This is a genomic window from Gracilibacillus sp. JCM 18966, assembly GCF_055392695.1.
This window is the reverse complement of sequence record NZ_AP043883.1, coordinates 3,307,918-3,323,513: the sequence shown is the minus strand read 5'-3', so window position 1 is coordinate 3,323,513 and position 15,596 is coordinate 3,307,918. Positions and strand designations below refer to the sequence as shown.

Below are 15,596 nucleotides of genomic sequence, written 5' to 3'. Positions count from 1 at the left end.
TATCTATTTTCTGTCAGTTGGTCTACTGTATAGGATATCTGCTGGCATATGATCGAACCCACGAGTTAGGTGTTCTGCTGTGTGGCTATCGGATCCTGGTACTAAAGGGATTTGTTTTTCTTTAGCTAGTCTTACATAATGCAGAGATGGATAGATACTCTCACAATCTTCCTTGAAAAGACCGGCCGTATTAACATCTAGTGCCATTTTCCTTTCTTTGATTAAGGACAATAATGAAGTAATGGTACGCTCATAATCAGCTTTTGGTTTGTATCTCTTTTTGAATTTTTCAATTAAGGTTAGATGCCCTAAACGTATTGGTTTATAAGTTCCAAGGTCGGAAAGAATTGCTTGTTCCATCGTTTGATAGTATTTTTGATACACCTTGTCCACATTGCCGAATTCATCGATAATTTCTGCAAACATCTCCTTACTAAAATCGAGACAAACATAGCTTTGGGCAGGTGTTTTCAGCATATGCACAGAAAGAATGGCATCATCGATTTCTACACCAAACAGATTTAGAAATTGCCTTGTTTCTTGCTCAAAGCCTTCGATATAATCTACCTCAAAGCCTAGATTGATTTTTATGTCAGATTGGTACTCTTTTTTATATTGTTGAATCTGACGAATATAATCCTCTACATCGGCCCATCTCATCGCGCTATCCTTATTCGGTGTTGGATCTGTAAAACCCTCAGGTAAAGGGGCGTGTTCGGTAAAGCTTATTTCTTTTAGTCCGAGCAATATTGCTTTTTCGATATAGGTTGAAATGGTATCCTTAGTACCATGAGGGCAAAAATGAGTATGAATATGATAATCACCGTAATATTTCATCATGCTTAATCTCCTTTATTTATATCCTGCTATTATAATCTGTTTGCATGAAAATGAAAAGAACTTCATTTATCTAAGTTAACATAAAAACTGCATTGACAGGAGACAGGAGTTTTGATAAAGTTAAGGAAGAAAATATCGCTTTACCACAGTAGAGTGGTAAACTAATAAAGTATAGATGTAGGATGTGACAATGAATGTTTTTACCAGCTGGTAGTCAGGATGAGACAGGTGTTCTTATTTCCAATCGTTTAAAAGCATCAGAAACGTTTAGACAAGTAGTAGAGAAACGCAATTTCAAAGCAATCTCCACCCCAGTCGTGGAATATGCCAATACATTTACGAACGAAATCGCAGGAATGGACCTTCAAAGCATGCTGAAATGGTTTAATCATGAAGGAGAAATCGAAGTATTGCGACCTGATTGGACGGCAGCAGTAGCTCGGGCAATTGCTAAACAACATCCGTCGTTCCAGAAGTGGTCGTACCAGGGCTCTATTTTTCGTAATGATAAAGATGGAATTGAGAGCAGGCAGGCAGGGATTGAGATTGTGCATGCTGATCAGTTTCTTGGCGAAAGTGAGTGTCTCTTAACTGCTGTCCAATATTTAAATACATTAAATATCGATCAATATGTTATCGAACTAGGACATACGGGAATTTTTGAAACTATCATTGCACCTTATTCCTTGAAAGAAGCGCAGGAAGAGAATCTGCGGATAGCGATGCATGATAAACGAAGTGATTTGGTCGAACAAATCGTGGAGGAGGAAGGACTCCTAGCGATAAAGGATCAATTAATACAATTAATTGATGCCTATGGCTCCAAAGAGATTTTATCAACATACCATGACTTATGGCACGACCAAGCAGAGCTATTAAAAATATTAAACCATTTGGAACAACTTATTCACTTATTAGAACAGACTGGTGAGACGGAGGTTATCGTTGATTTAGGGCGTGTGAAAAACTTGCCATATTATGATGGGATTATGTTCCGAGGGTTTTTAACATCGGGTGGTTCTATCTGCTTTTCTGGCGGAAGATATGATAAACTCTATAAACAGTTTAAACAGGAGACATCCGCTGTAGGTCTAGCTTTTGATGTTGATATTCTTGCACAGCATATGGTTACAGAGGCGTCTAGGAACAAAGCCTGTATATTAGCTAGTCCTAAAACACATGCCATTGCAGAATCTCTTAGAAAAGAGTTGCCAGAAGCTATTGTGGATATTCAATATGATGTTCAAGCAGATGGGATGTATGATAAACTCTATAAAATTATTCAGGAAAACAATCAATATAAGGTGGTTGAACGATGAAGCCAGTTATAGCCTTAACAAAAGGGCGTTTAGAAAAGCAATTTCTAGCATTTTTCCAAGAATTAAATTATGATATAGAGCCACTTTTCAATAAAGGTAGGAAGCTTCAAGTGGAAACACAGCAATTTTCTTTCTTTTTTGCCAAGGGTGCCGATGTGACCACCTATGTAGAAAACGGGATTGCAGACCTTGGCATTGTCGGTGGAGATATTTTAATTGAGCATCAGCCAGATGTTTACAATCTATTTCCACTACCTTTTGGCAAATGTCGAATGGCCTTAGCTACGAAGGCAAACTACCAATGGCCGAATCGCAAGAAAAGGATTGCTAGTACATTTACAAATATTACAAAGGAATACTTCCGTAATAAGGGCGAATCCGTCGATATTATTAAACTCGAAGGTTCAGTTGAATTAGCTCCTATCTTAGGTTTAGCAGATGCTATAGTGGATATTGTCGAAACAGGTACGACATTAAAGGAGAACGGTCTAGTAATAGAAGATGAGTTCTTAAGTTTTAGCGCAAGATTAATTGCCAATCGCTCTTCCTTAAAAATAAAAAGAGATCAATTAGTTCCTGTAATCGAATCATTCAAAAAAGGGGTGAAAGAAGCATGATTAAATTATTTTCAGTGGAGGATTTTTTAACACATGCCAATCCAACCAAGACAAACAGTCAAGATAAACAGCAATTTATACAAGCTGCTAGTGAAATAATTGCCGAGGTCCAAAGTGGAGGAGACGAAGCTGTTCGCAAATTTATCGAAAAATTTGATGGAGAAGCACCAGATTCTTTTCTTGTAAGTGAGGCTGAACGTACACAAGCATGGGATAAGGTTGATCAAAAAATCATTACATCACTGGAAAAAGCAGCCGAAAATATTAAATCATTTCACCAAAAGCAACTTAATAACTCACGAATGATGCAAGCGGAAAATGGTATTATTTCTGGTCAGCTCTTCCGTCCAATTGATCGTGTCGGAATTTATGTTCCAGGTGGTACAGCCTGTTACCCATCCTCTGTTTTAATGAATGCCATTCCTGCAGTACTTGCTGGCGTTGAGGAAGTCATTATGGTCACACCAGTAAGAAATGGAGAAGAAATTGCACCGATCCTTTCGGTTGCAGCAGATATCGCAGGAGTGACAACAATTTATCGGGTTGGTGGCGCACAAGCAATCGCAGCGCTCGCTTATGGAACGGAGACGATCCCTGCAGTTGATAAGATTGTAGGCCCAGGAAATGCCTATGTAGCTGCAGCTAAATCACTAGTGTTTGGAGATGTAGGTATCGATATGATCGCTGGTCCTAGTGAAGTAGCAATTATTGCAGACGGAACTGCAAATCCAATCTTTATTGCAGCAGACCTAATCGCTCAAGCAGAGCATGATACAAATGCACGTGCATTTTTAATCACCACATCTTCTGAAATGATGAAACAAGTACAGCTAGAGCTTGAGAATCAATGTGATGATTTACCGAGACAGTCCATAGCAGAGGCCGCATTAACAGAAAAAGGTGCAGGTGTCGTAGTGAAGACACTAGAAGAAGCTTTCCAAATCGCAAATAAAATTGCACCAGAACACTTAGAAGTTCAAGTCAAGGATCCGATCAGTTATTTGAATAAGGTGAGACATGCTGGTTCCGTTTTTCTAGGACACTATACACCTGAAGCTTTAGGCGATTACTATGCAGGTCCAAACCATGTATTGCCAACATCCGGCACGGCAAGATTCTCTTCAGGACTATCAGTCGATGATTTTGTTAAAAAAACTACCTATCTCTATTACTCAGAAACCGCACTTAAAGAAGCGAGTGAACATGTCATTAATATAGCAAATGAAGAACAGCTTGAAGGACACGGAAGAGCCGTTTCCAAGCGCTTGGAGGGAAAATAATAGATGAGAACAGCTAGTAAACAGAGAAAGACATTTGAAACCCAGATTAGTATATCGGTCCATTTAGATGATCCAAGTGAAGTCAACATTGATACAGGGGTGGGTTTTTTTGATCATATGCTCGAGTTATTCGCGCGACATGGTCGAATTGGTTTAGAAGTAAAAGCAAATGGAGATTTGCATATTGATAGTCACCATACTGTTGAAGATGTCGGAATTGTCTTAGGTCAGTTAATAAAAGAAGCGTTAGGTGATAAGAAATCGATTAATCGCTACGGCAGTGCTTATGTGCCAATGGATGAATCACTTGGATTTGTTGCACTGGATATTAGTGGTAGACCGTTTCTTGTATTTGATGCATCCTTTGATAACTCAAAACTAGGTAATTTTGATACAGAATTAGTTCAGGAATTTTTGCAAGCATTTGCCTTTCAAGCAGGCATTACACTTCATGCTAAGGTATTATATGGTCAAAATACTCACCACAAGATCGAGGCAATTTTTAAAGCATTAGGTCGGTCTTTATCAGAGGCTATTCGGATTAATCCAGAAATAAAAGGGGTTAATTCTACGAAGGGGTTAATCGAATGATTGCCATCGTAGATTATGGAATGGGTAATGTAGCAAGTGTAACAACTGCCTTTCAGAAATTAGGCTATGAGATAGAAATAACGGATTCAGTTGAACGATTAAAAAAAGCAAGTCATATCATTTTACCTGGTGTCGGATCCTTTAAAGCAGCAGTTGAAGAAATTGAAACGAGAGGTCTAATGCAGCCATTACGTGAGCTAGCGAAGGAAAAACCTTTTATCGGAATTTGTCTTGGTATGCAGTTATTGTTTGAAAAGGGTTATGAAAATGGTCTGACAGAAGGACTCGGATTAATTCCAGGCACGGTTGAAAGAATAGAAACAAGCTTTATTCTACCACATATCGGATGGAATCAGCTTCAAATTGAAAATCAGAACGAGGCATTTGCTAAGCTTCAGGACAAACATGTCTATTTTGTGCATTCTTATCAAGCTACAACACAGCAAAAATATCTCGTTGCTACGACAAACTATGGTGCTAGGGTACCTGCAATGGTAAGGGATAGGAATGTATTTGGTATTCAATTTCATCCAGAAAAAAGCGGAGAGGTTGGCGTGGAGCTGTTAAAAATCGTGATGAAATTAACGGAAGAATATTCACCTATTAGGGGGATGGACGCATGATTGCGAAAAGAATTATTCCTTGTTTAGATGTAAAGGAAGGAAAAGTTGTAAAAGGGACAAATTTCGTAGGACTAAGAGAATTAGGAGACCCAGTTGAAATGGCATCTAATTATTCTAAGGCTGGAGCAGACGAAATTGTGTTTTTAGATATCTCAGCAACCAATGAAGGTCGCCAAACAATGGTTGATATTGTAAGAGAGACTGCAAAAAATGTGTTTGTCCCATTTACAGTCGGTGGTGGTGTACGCTCGATAGAGGATGTGAATCGCTTATTACAAGCCGGAGCAGATAAGGTAGGCATGAATTCGGCTGCTGTCCAAAATCCTTCTCTCATATCGGAAGCCTCTGAGCGATTTGGTGCACAGTGTATTGTTGTCGCAATCGACGCGAAACGTGTTGGTGACAAATGGCACGTCATGACACATGGAGGAACAAAAGATACGCGAATTGATGCGATTGAATGGGCAAAGGAAGTAGAAACAAAAGGTGCAGGCGAGATTTTATTAACAAGTGTGGATACAGATGGTGTGAAGAATGGATTTGATCATCCCTTAACAGAAGCTGTTGTGGCTGCCGTGCGCATCCCGGTTATAGCTTCTGGAGGTGTAGGAAAGCCAGAGCATTTCCCAGAAGTATTTAATCAGACAGATGTATCAGCAGGACTTGCAGCATCGATTTTTCATGAAAATACCTTTACAATTCAAGAAGTAAAAGAAGCATGTAAACAGCAAGGAGTGACTATTCGTGAAGCCTGATTTTTCAAAAGGTTTAATTCCAGCAATTATTACAGATTTACAGACAAAAGAAGTTCTCATGCTAGCATATATGAACGAAGAGGCCTATCAAAAAACAATAGAAACCAATGAGACCTGGTTCTATTCACGATCAAGAGAAGAATTATGGCATAAAGGGGCAACTTCTGGAAATACACAACAGGTGCAATCGATTGATTTAGATTGTGATCACGATACGTTACACATTAAAGTCATTCCAAATGGTCCTGCTTGTCATACAGGTGAAACCTCTTGCTTCTTCAATCATGTAAAGGATAATGGCACTTCTCCTTACCATTCAGCGATCATCGAGGAAGTTATGCAAGAGGTAGAAGATAGAAAAGAACATCGTGTAGAGAACTCCTACACGAATTACTTATATGAAAAAGGTGTTGACAAAATAGGTAAAAAAGTAATCGAGGAGGCCGGAGAGGTTGTCATTGCAGCGAAAAATAAGGATAACGAAGAATTAACCAATGAGGTGAGTGATTTACTCTACCACACGTTCGTTATGATGGCTAATCAAGGTGTAAGCCTCGAGGATGTTAAACAAGAATTAACCAATCGCTTTGCTAAAAAAGGCAATAGTAAAGGGGACCGACCCGAAATAAAAGATTGGTAAGATTAGATTCTAGAATAGATGCAGAAAGAACCATCCTACATTTTTTAGGATGGTTTTTTGAATTACTTTCTGTTATTCCTTATTGAGAAACAATTTTACATGTTTAACCTCTTCTTCTATAATTAATCGCAAGGAATGGTGTGATTAGCAAATAAAAGAATATATCTAGGTGATAGTCAAACTGGCAGGAAAGAAAACCAAGATAAAAGGATATATCTTGGCAAAAGTCATGCTAGCAAGCAAGATAACCAAGATAAACACTTGGTAATAATTAAAATCCTTGACGAGACAACCAGGATTGAGACTAGCATTACTATCTATTATTAGGAAATTAATTATTAAAATGTTGATTAGAGGAATAAAATATGAATGATTATATAAAAACGATGAGAAAGTTGATTGGAAAAGAGACTCTAATAACAGTTGGTTGTGGGGCGATTATTGAAGATGGTTTAGGAAGAATTTTATTACAGAAAAGAACGGACTATAACCATTGGGGAATACCTGGTGGCATATTAGAGATTGGTGAGACTTTTGAGGAGACAGTAAAAAGAGAAGTACAAGAAGAAACTAATCTTCAGTTAAACAAGGTAGAACTGTTTGGTATTTATTCTGGTGAAAACGGATTTGCACACTATTCAAATGGAGATAAAGTTTTTAGTGTTCAAATTATATTTAAAGTAACCGACTTCAATGGAAAACTTATTGCGAATAATGAGAGTAAAGATTTAGCCTTCTTACATAAAAATGAAATACCAAAAAGCTTAAACAATCACCAGGCTCCATTTATACTAGACTGGGTAAATGGAGTTTCACAGCCAGTAATAAAATAATGATCTTTTTAATAAATGCAGAATGTTTGTAAAAAGATTCATCAAGGTTTTCGAAGACCAACTTATACAAAAAAACCTTTCATCTCGAATATTATTGATATGCCTAAACATAATCTTGTCGTTGCAAAGATGTACAACAAAATGTATAACTATGGTGTGGGCAATTATCTTCACTATTTGAGAGAGTTCAGTAACTTAGTAGCGGATATGTTTGATTAACTCCTAAATGTACCAATTAAGCTATATCCGAGTTAAATTATTTTACTAAAGAAAGGAAAGAAGCATTGAAATTAGAACGATTGCTAGCCATTATATTTAAACTCCTAAATAATGAAATTTTGTCAGCTTCTCGCTTAGCTGATGAATTTCAAGTAACAACACGGACTATTTATCGAGACATCGATGCTATTTGTGCAGCTGGAATACCTGTTGTTTCGCATCAAGGTACGAACGGTGGTTTCGGGATCATTGAGGGATACAAAATGGACAAGAGCTTCATGGGCTCTAATGATATTTCCATTCTACTTACAGTACTAAGTAGCTTGTCGAGAATTTTTGAAGATAAAAACATGCAACATACGATGGATAAGTTGTCTGCAGTGGATCCAACCGGTTACGATAAATCTCTATTGATTGACTTGGCTAGTCATAGAACAGAGCCGCGTTTGTTAACCGAACTACGAATGGCTATACTTGATAAAAAAGTAATTCGTTTTGATTATGTAAGTAGTAAAAATGAATTTACTGCACGAGAAATAGAACCTATTCACCTTCGTTATCGGTTCCGAAACTGGTACATTTATAGTTTTTGTAGAGAACGGAAGGATTACAGAGAATTTCGGATCTCACGTATGATGAATATAACCATAACACAAGATGCATATCTTCAAAATCATAAAATTAATGATGATGAGTTATCACATTCAAAGTCCGATATGGAACGATTTGAGGATGTAGTAATTTGGGTGCATCCCAACTCCTTATCAGGAGCATTAGACCAATTCCGGAATTATCCGAAGGTCCTTAACCGTGATGGAAGTATGACATTTACCATTTCTGTTTATGAACCTCTACATGCCAGGTGGCTTAAATCTATTCTGTTAGGTTTTGGTAGTGGGGTGAAAATTATAAAACCTGTTGAACTGCAAGCCATCCTAATAGAAGAAGCAAAAAATATAGTTAAACTTTATGAAGATGTATGACAAACTGCTGTCATATATCTTTTTTTATAATACAAATAGAAACAAAAAAACAGAAGTTAAGGAGTGGTTGTTCAATGAATCATGCAAAAAATATGTACAATTATCACGTTTGGGCTAATAAGGTATTACTAGAAAGAATAAGAGAATTACCGAGCAATGTCCTATATGATGAGGTTAGCAGTTCCTATCCAACCATCGCTAAAACATTTAGTCACATCTATGTGGTAGATGTTATGTGGCTAGAAACACTGAAAGGAATGGATATGCAAGAAGCATTAGAAGTGTCTATGGCGCTTGTAGAGGAGACAAATTCCTATTCTGCAAATAAATTTATAGAGTCTAATGAAGAACTTGCTATACAATATCAAGAATGGATAAATAGTCAATCAGATTTAGAAAAGAGAATAAATCTGAATAATCCTTGGACAGGTCCTAGAGAAACCGCGTATTCAGAAATATTATTTCATGTTGCCAATCATGGTACTTATCATCGAGGAAATATTACCACGATGTTAAGACAACTAGGATATGCTTCCACTATGAATGATGTTGCATTGTATTGGTACCAAAGTTAGAAAAAAGTAGTAGAAATTCCATAACTTTCAGCCAAATTAAGCTTAATTTCTTCATGTTAAATAGAGAAATTAAGCTTTTTTAAATTAATAGACAAAAGAATTCATTATATATGAGACAATCTAGGTTTTTCATTACTAAAAGGTAGGTAATGGCATTAAAATTATTCACTGACTTACTTCATGAAAATTTTCATCAATCTATTGTAAAATGGATTAATCATATAGCCAGTGGGTTTAATTGAATACCTTCTACCCGTGTTGAGTTGGCTGATTTTCCCCATTTCTTCATGGGTTAACACAAAATCAAAAATATCGCTGTTCTCTTTAATTCTTTGTGGATTTGATGATTTAGGAATAATTATAATTCCTCGTTGTAGATGCCAACGTAGAATGACTTGAGCTACCGTTTTCTGATGTTCATGAGCAATTGTCTTTAAATCCGGATGTTCTAGTAATGCTTTATTCCCTTGTCCCAACGGCCCCCATGCCTCATGTAAGATGTGGTGATTCTTGAGGTAGTCATGAAGTTCATTTTGTGGGAACTCCGGGTGAGTCTCGATCTGGTTAATCATCGGTGCGATTTCAGAATGTTTCATGATGTTTTCAAGGTGTTGAATTTCAAAATTCGCAACGCCAATTACTTTAATCCTTCCCTCCATGTATAGTTCCTCCATTGCTTTCCATGTTTCCAAATAATGAGGTGAAGCAAAATGGATGAGGTACATATCAAGATATTTTACATTTAGCTTTTTACAGGTTTGTTCAAACGCATTCTTAGTGGCTTTATAACCGTGATCCGTATTCCACACCTTCGAAGTAATAAAAAATTTTTCTCGGGGGATCTGACTTTTTTCAATGGCTGTTCCTAATGCTTGTTCGTTGCCATAAATTTTTGCCGTATCAAAATGGCGAAAACCTACCCGGATAGCCTCACGAATCGACATTTCAAACTCTTCTTTTTTCTTTATTTTGTAAACCCCGAAACCCAATTGAGGGATTTTTACGCCATTAACCGCTTCAATTGTCTTAGTTTCTACAGTCATTTTCATACCCTGTTCCTTTCGTCCTGATATAGGATAGTGTCTGATTTACATTGCAAAAACATTTCCTCGATCTGATCGACGAGACCTTTAAGTGTCAAGAGCTTGCTTTTGGAGTCTAGGTGATAATAATTCATGGTTCCTACTTTATGCACACTGATGATCTGCGCATCCTTTAATATTTTTAAATGATGGGATACGGTTGGACGTGAAAGATGTGTTTTTGCCGTAATCTCTCCCACTCGCATACCGGGATGTTGCAGCCCTTGCATTAGGGTAATAAGGATGGCTTGCCTAGTTTGATCTCCGATTGCAAATAATATATCTTGATTTTCTTTGAATTTGTTTACCAGATTTTCTTCGTCTCCCTGATTAATCATTTTTCCTCTCCCTGATGGTTTATATTTTTAAACAAACAAAACCCTTTTCTCCAAATTTATTTCAGAAACTGCTTTTTTCTATTGGATTAATGGATTACTTCCTTCGACGGAATAAGAATATCACGTTTTTTATCTTAAAACCACATCGAGAAAGAAAATCGAGATCATTAACTTTTAAAACATTAAACCTACCATTCGTTGGTATTAAAGATGCTTCCAATAGGGCTCAATCGGGCGCGATTGTTGAACAGTGGGAAGTATTTAACTTATACAACTTATTGCTTATTATTATCTTGAGATTTCCTTATGGCGGGCGGTGTCAGCTTCGCTGGTACTACCCTTATTTTTAAAAATTTTTGACTAATTTTAGACTAATTGTTGGTATTTTATGTTAAAATCGAATTGGAGTGAGAACAAGACCAATTTAAGTATATTTGGAAGTTTAATAGTAGTAATAAGGACAACGGTTTGGGCTCTTGGCTGGTTGAATGTATGTAGACACATCCAGAAGTACAAAATACTTGTTTTGCTTTAACTACGAAAGATGCCAACGAATTTTATGAAAGATTTAATTTTCAAAAAAGTAATTGTATGGTGAGAGGATTACTAGCTGATAAAGATAAGTGATATAAGAATTTTCACTATATAATGTTTTGTATCACGTTAAGTCCTATTATTTTTGTCTATCTAAAAAAGAAGGATTTAGCCTTTATAAATGTAATTACTACGATTTCCGCTTTCATTATTTGGGGTTGTTTAATTACCGGTTTATTAGATGGAGTCGGATGGAATCTATTGTGGAATATCACCTTATTAGCTGCTGCTTTATTTCCGGTTTTTGGCCTTTCCTTTATTTTCATAAGACTTCGACAAAAAAATAGCTATATAATCACTGGATTGATTCTTTTGATAATTGGACTATGTCTAGCAATCGGGGATGTAAGTGATACTACAAATTTATATTTAGTGGTTCAATATGCAATTCTCTATTTCATCCCTATTTTTGTCATAAGTATGGTACTAATAACATTAATACAGTATTTAAGGAAATCCACGTTAATAGAGAGGAAAGGTTAATTTGAAAAATATATATTTAGTTGAACATTTTCAAAGGATATATAAACAGAGGAAAGAAATAAAAATCGAATTATGGAAAGGCAAGGAATGGCAAAGACCCTCTGATGATAAATGGTCTTGGGGGGAAACATATTATCATTTGTATTTAATGATGAGATGGTTTAGAAGACTGAGTAAAATCTACATTCCTTTAGCCATACCCTTTGCAACATTACGAAAGAATAAACCATATCCAGTCCATAGCACTAATATTTATAAACAATATCAATTGGAAAAAAAGAAACCAATGAAAGCACCCTTCATTTTGGTTCCGCCCAAGGATCAAGTAGATTTTGGATGGTTAGTCAATGAATTAGACAAAGAGACTAAGCAAATAGAAAAAATCGTGTTAAAACTTAGCGACGATGTAGCTGGACACATACGTTATATAGATCCGCTAGCCAGCAACCCCAACCTGATCGAAAGCATTCATTTGCTTGGAATACATGAGAAACATCATTTTTCTTTATGCGAGAAGTATTATAATGTAATAGATAGTAATAAAAACAAGTATAACCATTAAGCAGATTTATAAAGGTGGTTGAAGAAATATGATAAAGGCTGTCTTATTCGATTTAGATGGTACCTTACTTAATCGAGATGCATCTGTAAGAAGGTTTATTGATTTACAATATGACCGTTTCGAGCATCTTCTGGACTCTATTACGAAAAAAGAATATATAGAACGTTTTCTTCAGTTAGATAATAGAGGATATGTATGGAAGGATAAAGTTTATCAGCAAATGATAAAAGAATTTGAAATAATAGGAATATCATGGGAGGAATTGCTCCAAGATTATATAAGTGAATTTAAATATAGCTGTATTCCATTTCCACACCTTATTGAGATGCTAGAAGAATTGAAAACAAGAAATATAGCAATCGGTATGATCACGAATGGAAGAGGACAATTTCAAATGGATAACATCCAGGCATTAGGAATCGAAAAATATTTTGATTCGATTTTAGTTTCCGAGTGGGAAGGGATGAAAAAGCCTAATCCAAATATATTTCTCAAAGCATTACAGGACCTTGAAGTTAATCCAGAGGAAAGTCTCTTTATGGGTGATCATCCCGAGAATGACGTAATAGCTGCGACAGCAGTTGGGATGAAAGGAGTTTGGAAGAAGGACAAGCACTGGAAGCATGCCACTACAGAGTATACAATTGACGATTTGTTAGAAATCCTCCATTTCTTGTAATGAAAATGTACTACCAATATTTTTGAATAAATACATCTCTACCTGATTTTTCTCTATCTAATTTGTATTCTTTTTCATTTTTCTTGTAGAATGCTTGATGGTAGTCTTCCGCTGGATAAAACGGTTGAGCTGGTAGAATGTCTGTAACGATCTCTTTTTGGAACCTATTTGATTCTTTTAATGATTTCTTGGAATTAATGGCAGTCTCCTTTTGTGCTGCATTATGATAAAAAATAGCGGTACGATATTGCGGACCTCGATCATGAAACTGTCCACCAGCATCGGTTGGATCAATTTGAGGCCAATATAAATCTAGTATCGTCTGATAGGATATGATAGAAGAATCATACATTATTTGAACCGCCTCATAGTGGCCGGTAGTCCCTGTTTTTACTTGCTCATAGCTAGGGTTCTCTATTGTTCCGCCAGTATAACCTGATACCACACTTACCACCCCATCCCATTGGTCGAATGGCTTTACCATACACCAGAAGCATCCCCCTGCAAAGGTTGCCTTTTCTATTTTTCTCATTTAGTGCCCCTCCTTTTTAAAACAAGAATAACACAAATATACTCTTTATATGTTAAGATGTAAATAATGAAGTTTGAAAGAGGTTGAGAGATTTTATGAATAAACAACATGTACTAATTGTTGACGGTATGGCATTATTATTTCGAGGTTTTTTTGCAACAGCCTTTACCGGTAATTTTATGGTGAATAGTAAAGGGATACCAAGAAACGGATTGTTTGGTTTTTTAAACTATTTCACCAATGCAATCGAGACTTTTGCTCCTTCCCATGTGGTATGTTGTTGGGATATGGGAAGTCAAACATTCCGTAATGAGCTTTATGATAACTATAAATCAAATCGAGATACACCGCCAGAAGAATTAATCCCACAGTTTGATTTGGCGAAGGAAATTGTTTCGGCATTTGATATTCCAAATGTAGGAGTAGTTGGCTATGAAGCAGATGATTGTATCGGTACGCTGGCTAAACGCTTGCAAGAGGAGTTTGTCGTTACTATCGTTAGTGGTGACCAAGACCTGTTACAACTTGTCGATCGTCAGATAAATGTAGCGATCATGAAGAAAGGTCAAGGGAATTATGAGGTCTACACGATGGATAACTTCTATGAAAAGAAAAGTCTATCTCCATTACAAATTATTGATTTAAAAGGGTTAATGGGGGATTCTTCCGATAATTATCCAGGTGTGAAAGGAATAGGTGAAAAAACAGCCCTAAAATTATTGGATCAATATGGCTCGATTGATCGTCTATTAGAGGAAAAAGATTCCCTACCTAAAGGAATGCAGAAAAAGCTAGAACAATATAAAGAAGATTTGATGATATCTAGAAAATTAGCAGCGATTATGACGGATGTACCTATAGAATTTGCTATAGAGACTGCTATTTGGAAAAGAGATCGTTCTACAATCGAAACCTATTTAATAGAAGAACTAGAATTTAACAATCCAGTTAGATGGTTAAAAAACCTTTCATAACGAAAAACGATTACCTCGCAAAATAATCTGCTTGGTAATCGTTTTTCGTTTACTGAAATCTGTCTAGATTGGAGAAGAAGTCCTTGATAAATTCATAGAACACTTGCTCTGACGGAGCGAGTTTTCGATTTCTCGGAATAATAATGCCAACAGTTCGTTTTAATTCAGGGTTTTGAATGGCTACTTTTGCACTATAATGTGGATTCAAGTCATTAAAAGCACTTTCGGGTAATAGGGTAATCCCAATACCAGCCGCTACTAAACCTTTAATCGCATCTAAATCTTCTCCTTGGGAGGACACTTTTGGCGTAAATCCCGATTGTTTACATCCATCAATGACTAACTGATGTAAAACATAGCCTTCTGGGAATAAAACAAAATCCTCATCATGCAAATCACGCAAATTGACATGTTCTTGATTGACTAATGGATGAGAGCTAGGTACTAGCGCATAAAAATTCTCCGTAAATAAAATATCTCCGATAATCTCAGGATGCTCAGATGGTACTGGGCCAAGAAACGCCACATCAATCTCTCTGTTCTCTACGGATTCAATTAAAAAATTATAGGAGCCTTGTCTTAGTTGGAAGCCTATTTTTGGGTACTTCTTTTTAAACTCTGAAACAACGGTAGGCAATAGATTACTTGCCAAGCTGGTAGGAAAACCGATTTTTATCGATCCTCTTTCTGGATCAATATATTCATCAATCTGCTTTTTGGCATGATCGATAGCTTTTAATGCTGTTTTGGTATGTGTCAAAAATATCTTTCCGATATGAGTTAAGCGTACATTCCTACCTTCTCTCTCAAATAATTCGACACCAAGTTCTGCTTCTAGATTCGCTATTTGTCGACTTATCGCAGATTGAGCAACATGTAATTCTATTGCAGCTTCTGATACATGCTCTCGCTCTGCAACCTCTACGAAATAACGCAATTGACGTAATTCCACACGCTTCACCTCATAATATATATCAATTTGAGAACAATATAATACTTATTATATATTGTTTAGATTAATAAGAAAACATACAATGTAATTACACACGAAAAACGCAAGATTAGATTGGGGGAGAC

The 15,596-nt window shown here is 36.4% G+C and carries 19 protein-coding genes and 1 pseudogene; 15 read left to right on the top strand and 5 right to left on the bottom strand.

Annotation, left to right across the window (positions count from 1 at the left end; genetic code table 11):
• Nucleotides 1-3: 3 nt before the first annotated feature.
• On the bottom strand, nt 4-840 hold the full coding sequence (gene hisJ, locus ACZ5N5_RS16145; protein ID WP_464372765.1) for a histidinol-phosphatase HisJ: 837 nt from the start codon (nt 838-840) through the stop codon (nt 4-6).
• Nucleotides 841-1,034: 194 nt separating this feature from the next.
• Here hisJ and ACZ5N5_RS16140 point away from each other — a divergent pair, with 194 nt between their 5' ends.
• The 11 genes and pseudogenes from ACZ5N5_RS16140 to ACZ5N5_RS16090 all read left to right on the top strand — a co-directional run bounded on the left by ACZ5N5_RS16140 (nt 1,035) and on the right by ACZ5N5_RS16090 (nt 9,275).
• Nucleotides 1,035-2,159, top strand: coding sequence for an ATP phosphoribosyltransferase regulatory subunit (locus ACZ5N5_RS16140; protein WP_054788434.1), 1,125 nt, complete (start codon nt 1,035-1,037; stop codon nt 2,157-2,159).
• Nucleotides 2,156-2,776 (top strand): ATP phosphoribosyltransferase, encoded by a 621-nt coding sequence (hisG, locus tag ACZ5N5_RS16135; RefSeq protein ID WP_464372764.1) that lies wholly within the window; start codon nt 2,156-2,158, stop codon nt 2,774-2,776. Before ACZ5N5_RS16140 ends, hisG begins: the two co-directional genes overlap by 4 nt.
• Nucleotides 2,773-4,056 (top strand): histidinol dehydrogenase, encoded by a 1,284-nt coding sequence (hisD, locus tag ACZ5N5_RS16130; protein WP_181397496.1) that lies wholly within the window; start codon nt 2,773-2,775, stop codon nt 4,054-4,056. The genes hisG and hisD overlap by 4 nt, the downstream gene beginning before the upstream one ends.
• A gap of 3 nt (nt 4,057-4,059) precedes the next feature.
• Entirely contained in the window at nt 4,060-4,647 is a 588-nt protein-coding gene (gene hisB / locus ACZ5N5_RS16125; RefSeq protein WP_054788435.1) for an imidazoleglycerol-phosphate dehydratase HisB, read from the top strand.
• Nucleotides 4,644-5,270, top strand: a complete 627-nt coding sequence (gene hisH / locus ACZ5N5_RS16120; RefSeq protein ID WP_277678226.1) for an imidazole glycerol phosphate synthase subunit HisH — start codon at nt 4,644-4,646, stop codon at nt 5,268-5,270. Before hisB ends, hisH begins: the two co-directional genes overlap by 4 nt.
• Nucleotides 5,267-6,025: an imidazole glycerol phosphate synthase subunit HisF gene (hisF, locus tag ACZ5N5_RS16115; RefSeq protein WP_054788436.1), complete on the top strand. Its 759-nt coding sequence runs from the start codon at nt 5,267-5,269 to the stop codon at nt 6,023-6,025. The genes hisH and hisF overlap by 4 nt, the downstream gene beginning before the upstream one ends.
• Nucleotides 6,015-6,665, top strand: a complete 651-nt coding sequence (gene hisIE / locus ACZ5N5_RS16110) for a bifunctional phosphoribosyl-AMP cyclohydrolase/phosphoribosyl-ATP diphosphatase HisIE (protein WP_109984351.1) — start codon at nt 6,015-6,017, stop codon at nt 6,663-6,665. Before hisF ends, hisIE begins: the two co-directional genes overlap by 11 nt.
• Before the next feature lie 365 nt (nt 6,666-7,030).
• Entirely contained in the window at nt 7,031-7,498 is a 468-nt protein-coding gene (locus ACZ5N5_RS16105) for an NUDIX hydrolase (RefSeq protein WP_054788437.1), read from the top strand.
• 108 nt (nt 7,499-7,606) lie between these two features.
• Nucleotides 7,607-7,717 (top strand): annotated as a pseudogene (locus tag ACZ5N5_RS16100) (penicillin-binding protein); the annotation flags it as partial.
• 65 nt (nt 7,718-7,782) lie between these two features.
• Nucleotides 7,783-8,700: a helix-turn-helix transcriptional regulator gene (locus ACZ5N5_RS16095; protein ID WP_464368016.1), complete on the top strand. Its 918-nt coding sequence runs from the start codon at nt 7,783-7,785 to the stop codon at nt 8,698-8,700.
• A 74-nt stretch (nt 8,701-8,774) separates the two neighbouring features.
• Complete coding sequence (locus tag ACZ5N5_RS16090) at nt 8,775-9,275, top strand: DinB family protein (protein WP_054859431.1); 501 nt, start codon at nt 8,775-8,777, stop codon at nt 9,273-9,275.
• A 173-nt stretch (nt 9,276-9,448) separates the two neighbouring features.
• Here ACZ5N5_RS16090 and ACZ5N5_RS16085 read toward each other — a convergent pair whose 3' ends face one another.
• Together ACZ5N5_RS16085 and ACZ5N5_RS16080 are read right to left on the bottom strand one after the other, a co-directional pair.
• Nucleotides 9,449-10,324, bottom strand: coding sequence for an aldo/keto reductase (locus tag ACZ5N5_RS16085; protein ID WP_464368017.1), 876 nt, complete (start codon nt 10,322-10,324; stop codon nt 9,449-9,451).
• Nucleotides 10,321-10,695 carry a metalloregulator ArsR/SmtB family transcription factor gene (locus ACZ5N5_RS16080; RefSeq protein WP_054788440.1) on the bottom strand — a complete coding sequence of 125 codons (375 nt, stop codon included), beginning with the start codon at nt 10,693-10,695 and terminating at the stop codon, nt 10,321-10,323. Before ACZ5N5_RS16080 ends, ACZ5N5_RS16085 begins: the two co-directional genes overlap by 4 nt.
• A gap of 648 nt (nt 10,696-11,343) precedes the next feature.
• Between ACZ5N5_RS16080 and ACZ5N5_RS16075 the strand changes: the two genes are divergently transcribed.
• The 3 genes from ACZ5N5_RS16075 to ACZ5N5_RS16065 are packed head-to-tail and all read left to right on the top strand — an operon-like array spanning nt 11,344 to nt 13,013.
• Nucleotides 11,344-11,772, top strand: a complete 429-nt coding sequence (locus ACZ5N5_RS16075) for a hypothetical protein (RefSeq protein WP_277678223.1) — start codon at nt 11,344-11,346, stop codon at nt 11,770-11,772.
• 1 nt (nt 11,773) lies between these two features.
• Nucleotides 11,774-12,334 carry a DinB family protein gene (locus ACZ5N5_RS16070; RefSeq protein ID WP_109984345.1) on the top strand — a complete coding sequence of 187 codons (561 nt, stop codon included), beginning with the start codon at nt 11,774-11,776 and terminating at the stop codon, nt 12,332-12,334.
• A 28-nt stretch (nt 12,335-12,362) separates the two neighbouring features.
• Nucleotides 12,363-13,013 carry an HAD-IA family hydrolase gene (locus ACZ5N5_RS16065; RefSeq protein ID WP_054788442.1) on the top strand — a complete coding sequence of 217 codons (651 nt, stop codon included), beginning with the start codon at nt 12,363-12,365 and terminating at the stop codon, nt 13,011-13,013.
• A 10-nt stretch (nt 13,014-13,023) separates the two neighbouring features.
• On the opposite strand, the gene msrA is transcribed toward ACZ5N5_RS16065, so the two are convergent.
• Entirely contained in the window at nt 13,024-13,545 is a 522-nt protein-coding gene (gene msrA, locus ACZ5N5_RS16060) for a peptide-methionine (S)-S-oxide reductase MsrA (RefSeq protein WP_464368019.1), read from the bottom strand.
• 95 nt (nt 13,546-13,640) lie between these two features.
• Here msrA and ACZ5N5_RS16055 point away from each other — a divergent pair, with 95 nt between their 5' ends.
• On the top strand, nt 13,641-14,519 hold the full coding sequence (locus ACZ5N5_RS16055; protein WP_109984342.1) for a 5'-3' exonuclease: 879 nt from the start codon (nt 13,641-13,643) through the stop codon (nt 14,517-14,519).
• A gap of 49 nt (nt 14,520-14,568) precedes the next feature.
• Here the strand turns inward: ACZ5N5_RS16055 and ACZ5N5_RS16050 are convergent, their stop codons facing one another.
• The gene (locus ACZ5N5_RS16050) at nt 14,569-15,471 is read right to left on the bottom strand and encodes a LysR family transcriptional regulator (protein ID WP_054788443.1); all 903 of its coding nucleotides are present in this window, start codon (nt 15,469-15,471) and stop codon (nt 14,569-14,571) included.
• Nucleotides 15,472-15,596 lie beyond the last annotated feature (125 nt).

What these genes read in the sequence shown, in the direction of transcription:
- ACZ5N5_RS16065 (WP_054788442.1), top strand. Translation starts at nt 12,363, where the DNA reads ATGATAAAGGCTGTCTTATTCGATTTAGATGGTACCTTACTTAATCGA.
- ACZ5N5_RS16055 (WP_109984342.1), top strand. Translation starts at nt 13,641, where the DNA reads ATGAATAAACAACATGTACTAATTGTTGACGGTATGGCATTATTATTT.
- msrA (WP_464368019.1), bottom strand. Translation starts at nt 13,545, where the DNA reads ATGAGAAAAATAGAAAAGGCAACCTTTGCAGGGGGATGCTTCTGGTGT.
- ACZ5N5_RS16140 (WP_054788434.1), top strand. Translation starts at nt 1,035, where the DNA reads ATGTTTTTACCAGCTGGTAGTCAGGATGAGACAGGTGTTCTTATTTCC.
- hisG (WP_464372764.1), top strand. Translation starts at nt 2,156, where the DNA reads ATGAAGCCAGTTATAGCCTTAACAAAAGGGCGTTTAGAAAAGCAATTT.
- hisJ (WP_464372765.1), bottom strand. Translation starts at nt 840, where the DNA reads ATGATGAAATATTACGGTGATTATCATATTCATACTCATTTTTGCCCT.
- ACZ5N5_RS16075 (WP_277678223.1), top strand. Translation starts at nt 11,344, where the DNA reads ATGTTTTGTATCACGTTAAGTCCTATTATTTTTGTCTATCTAAAAAAG.
- hisB (WP_054788435.1), top strand. Translation starts at nt 4,060, where the DNA reads ATGAGAACAGCTAGTAAACAGAGAAAGACATTTGAAACCCAGATTAGT.
- hisH (WP_277678226.1), top strand. Translation starts at nt 4,644, where the DNA reads ATGATTGCCATCGTAGATTATGGAATGGGTAATGTAGCAAGTGTAACA.
- ACZ5N5_RS16085 (WP_464368017.1), bottom strand. Translation starts at nt 10,324, where the DNA reads ATGAAAATGACTGTAGAAACTAAGACAATTGAAGCGGTTAATGGCGTA.
- ACZ5N5_RS16090 (WP_054859431.1), top strand. Translation starts at nt 8,775, where the DNA reads ATGAATCATGCAAAAAATATGTACAATTATCACGTTTGGGCTAATAAG.
- hisD (WP_181397496.1), top strand. Translation starts at nt 2,773, where the DNA reads ATGATTAAATTATTTTCAGTGGAGGATTTTTTAACACATGCCAATCCA.
- ACZ5N5_RS16105 (WP_054788437.1), top strand. Translation starts at nt 7,031, where the DNA reads ATGAATGATTATATAAAAACGATGAGAAAGTTGATTGGAAAAGAGACT.
- hisF (WP_054788436.1), top strand. Translation starts at nt 5,267, where the DNA reads ATGATTGCGAAAAGAATTATTCCTTGTTTAGATGTAAAGGAAGGAAAA.
- ACZ5N5_RS16080 (WP_054788440.1), bottom strand. Translation starts at nt 10,695, where the DNA reads ATGATTAATCAGGGAGACGAAGAAAATCTGGTAAACAAATTCAAAGAA.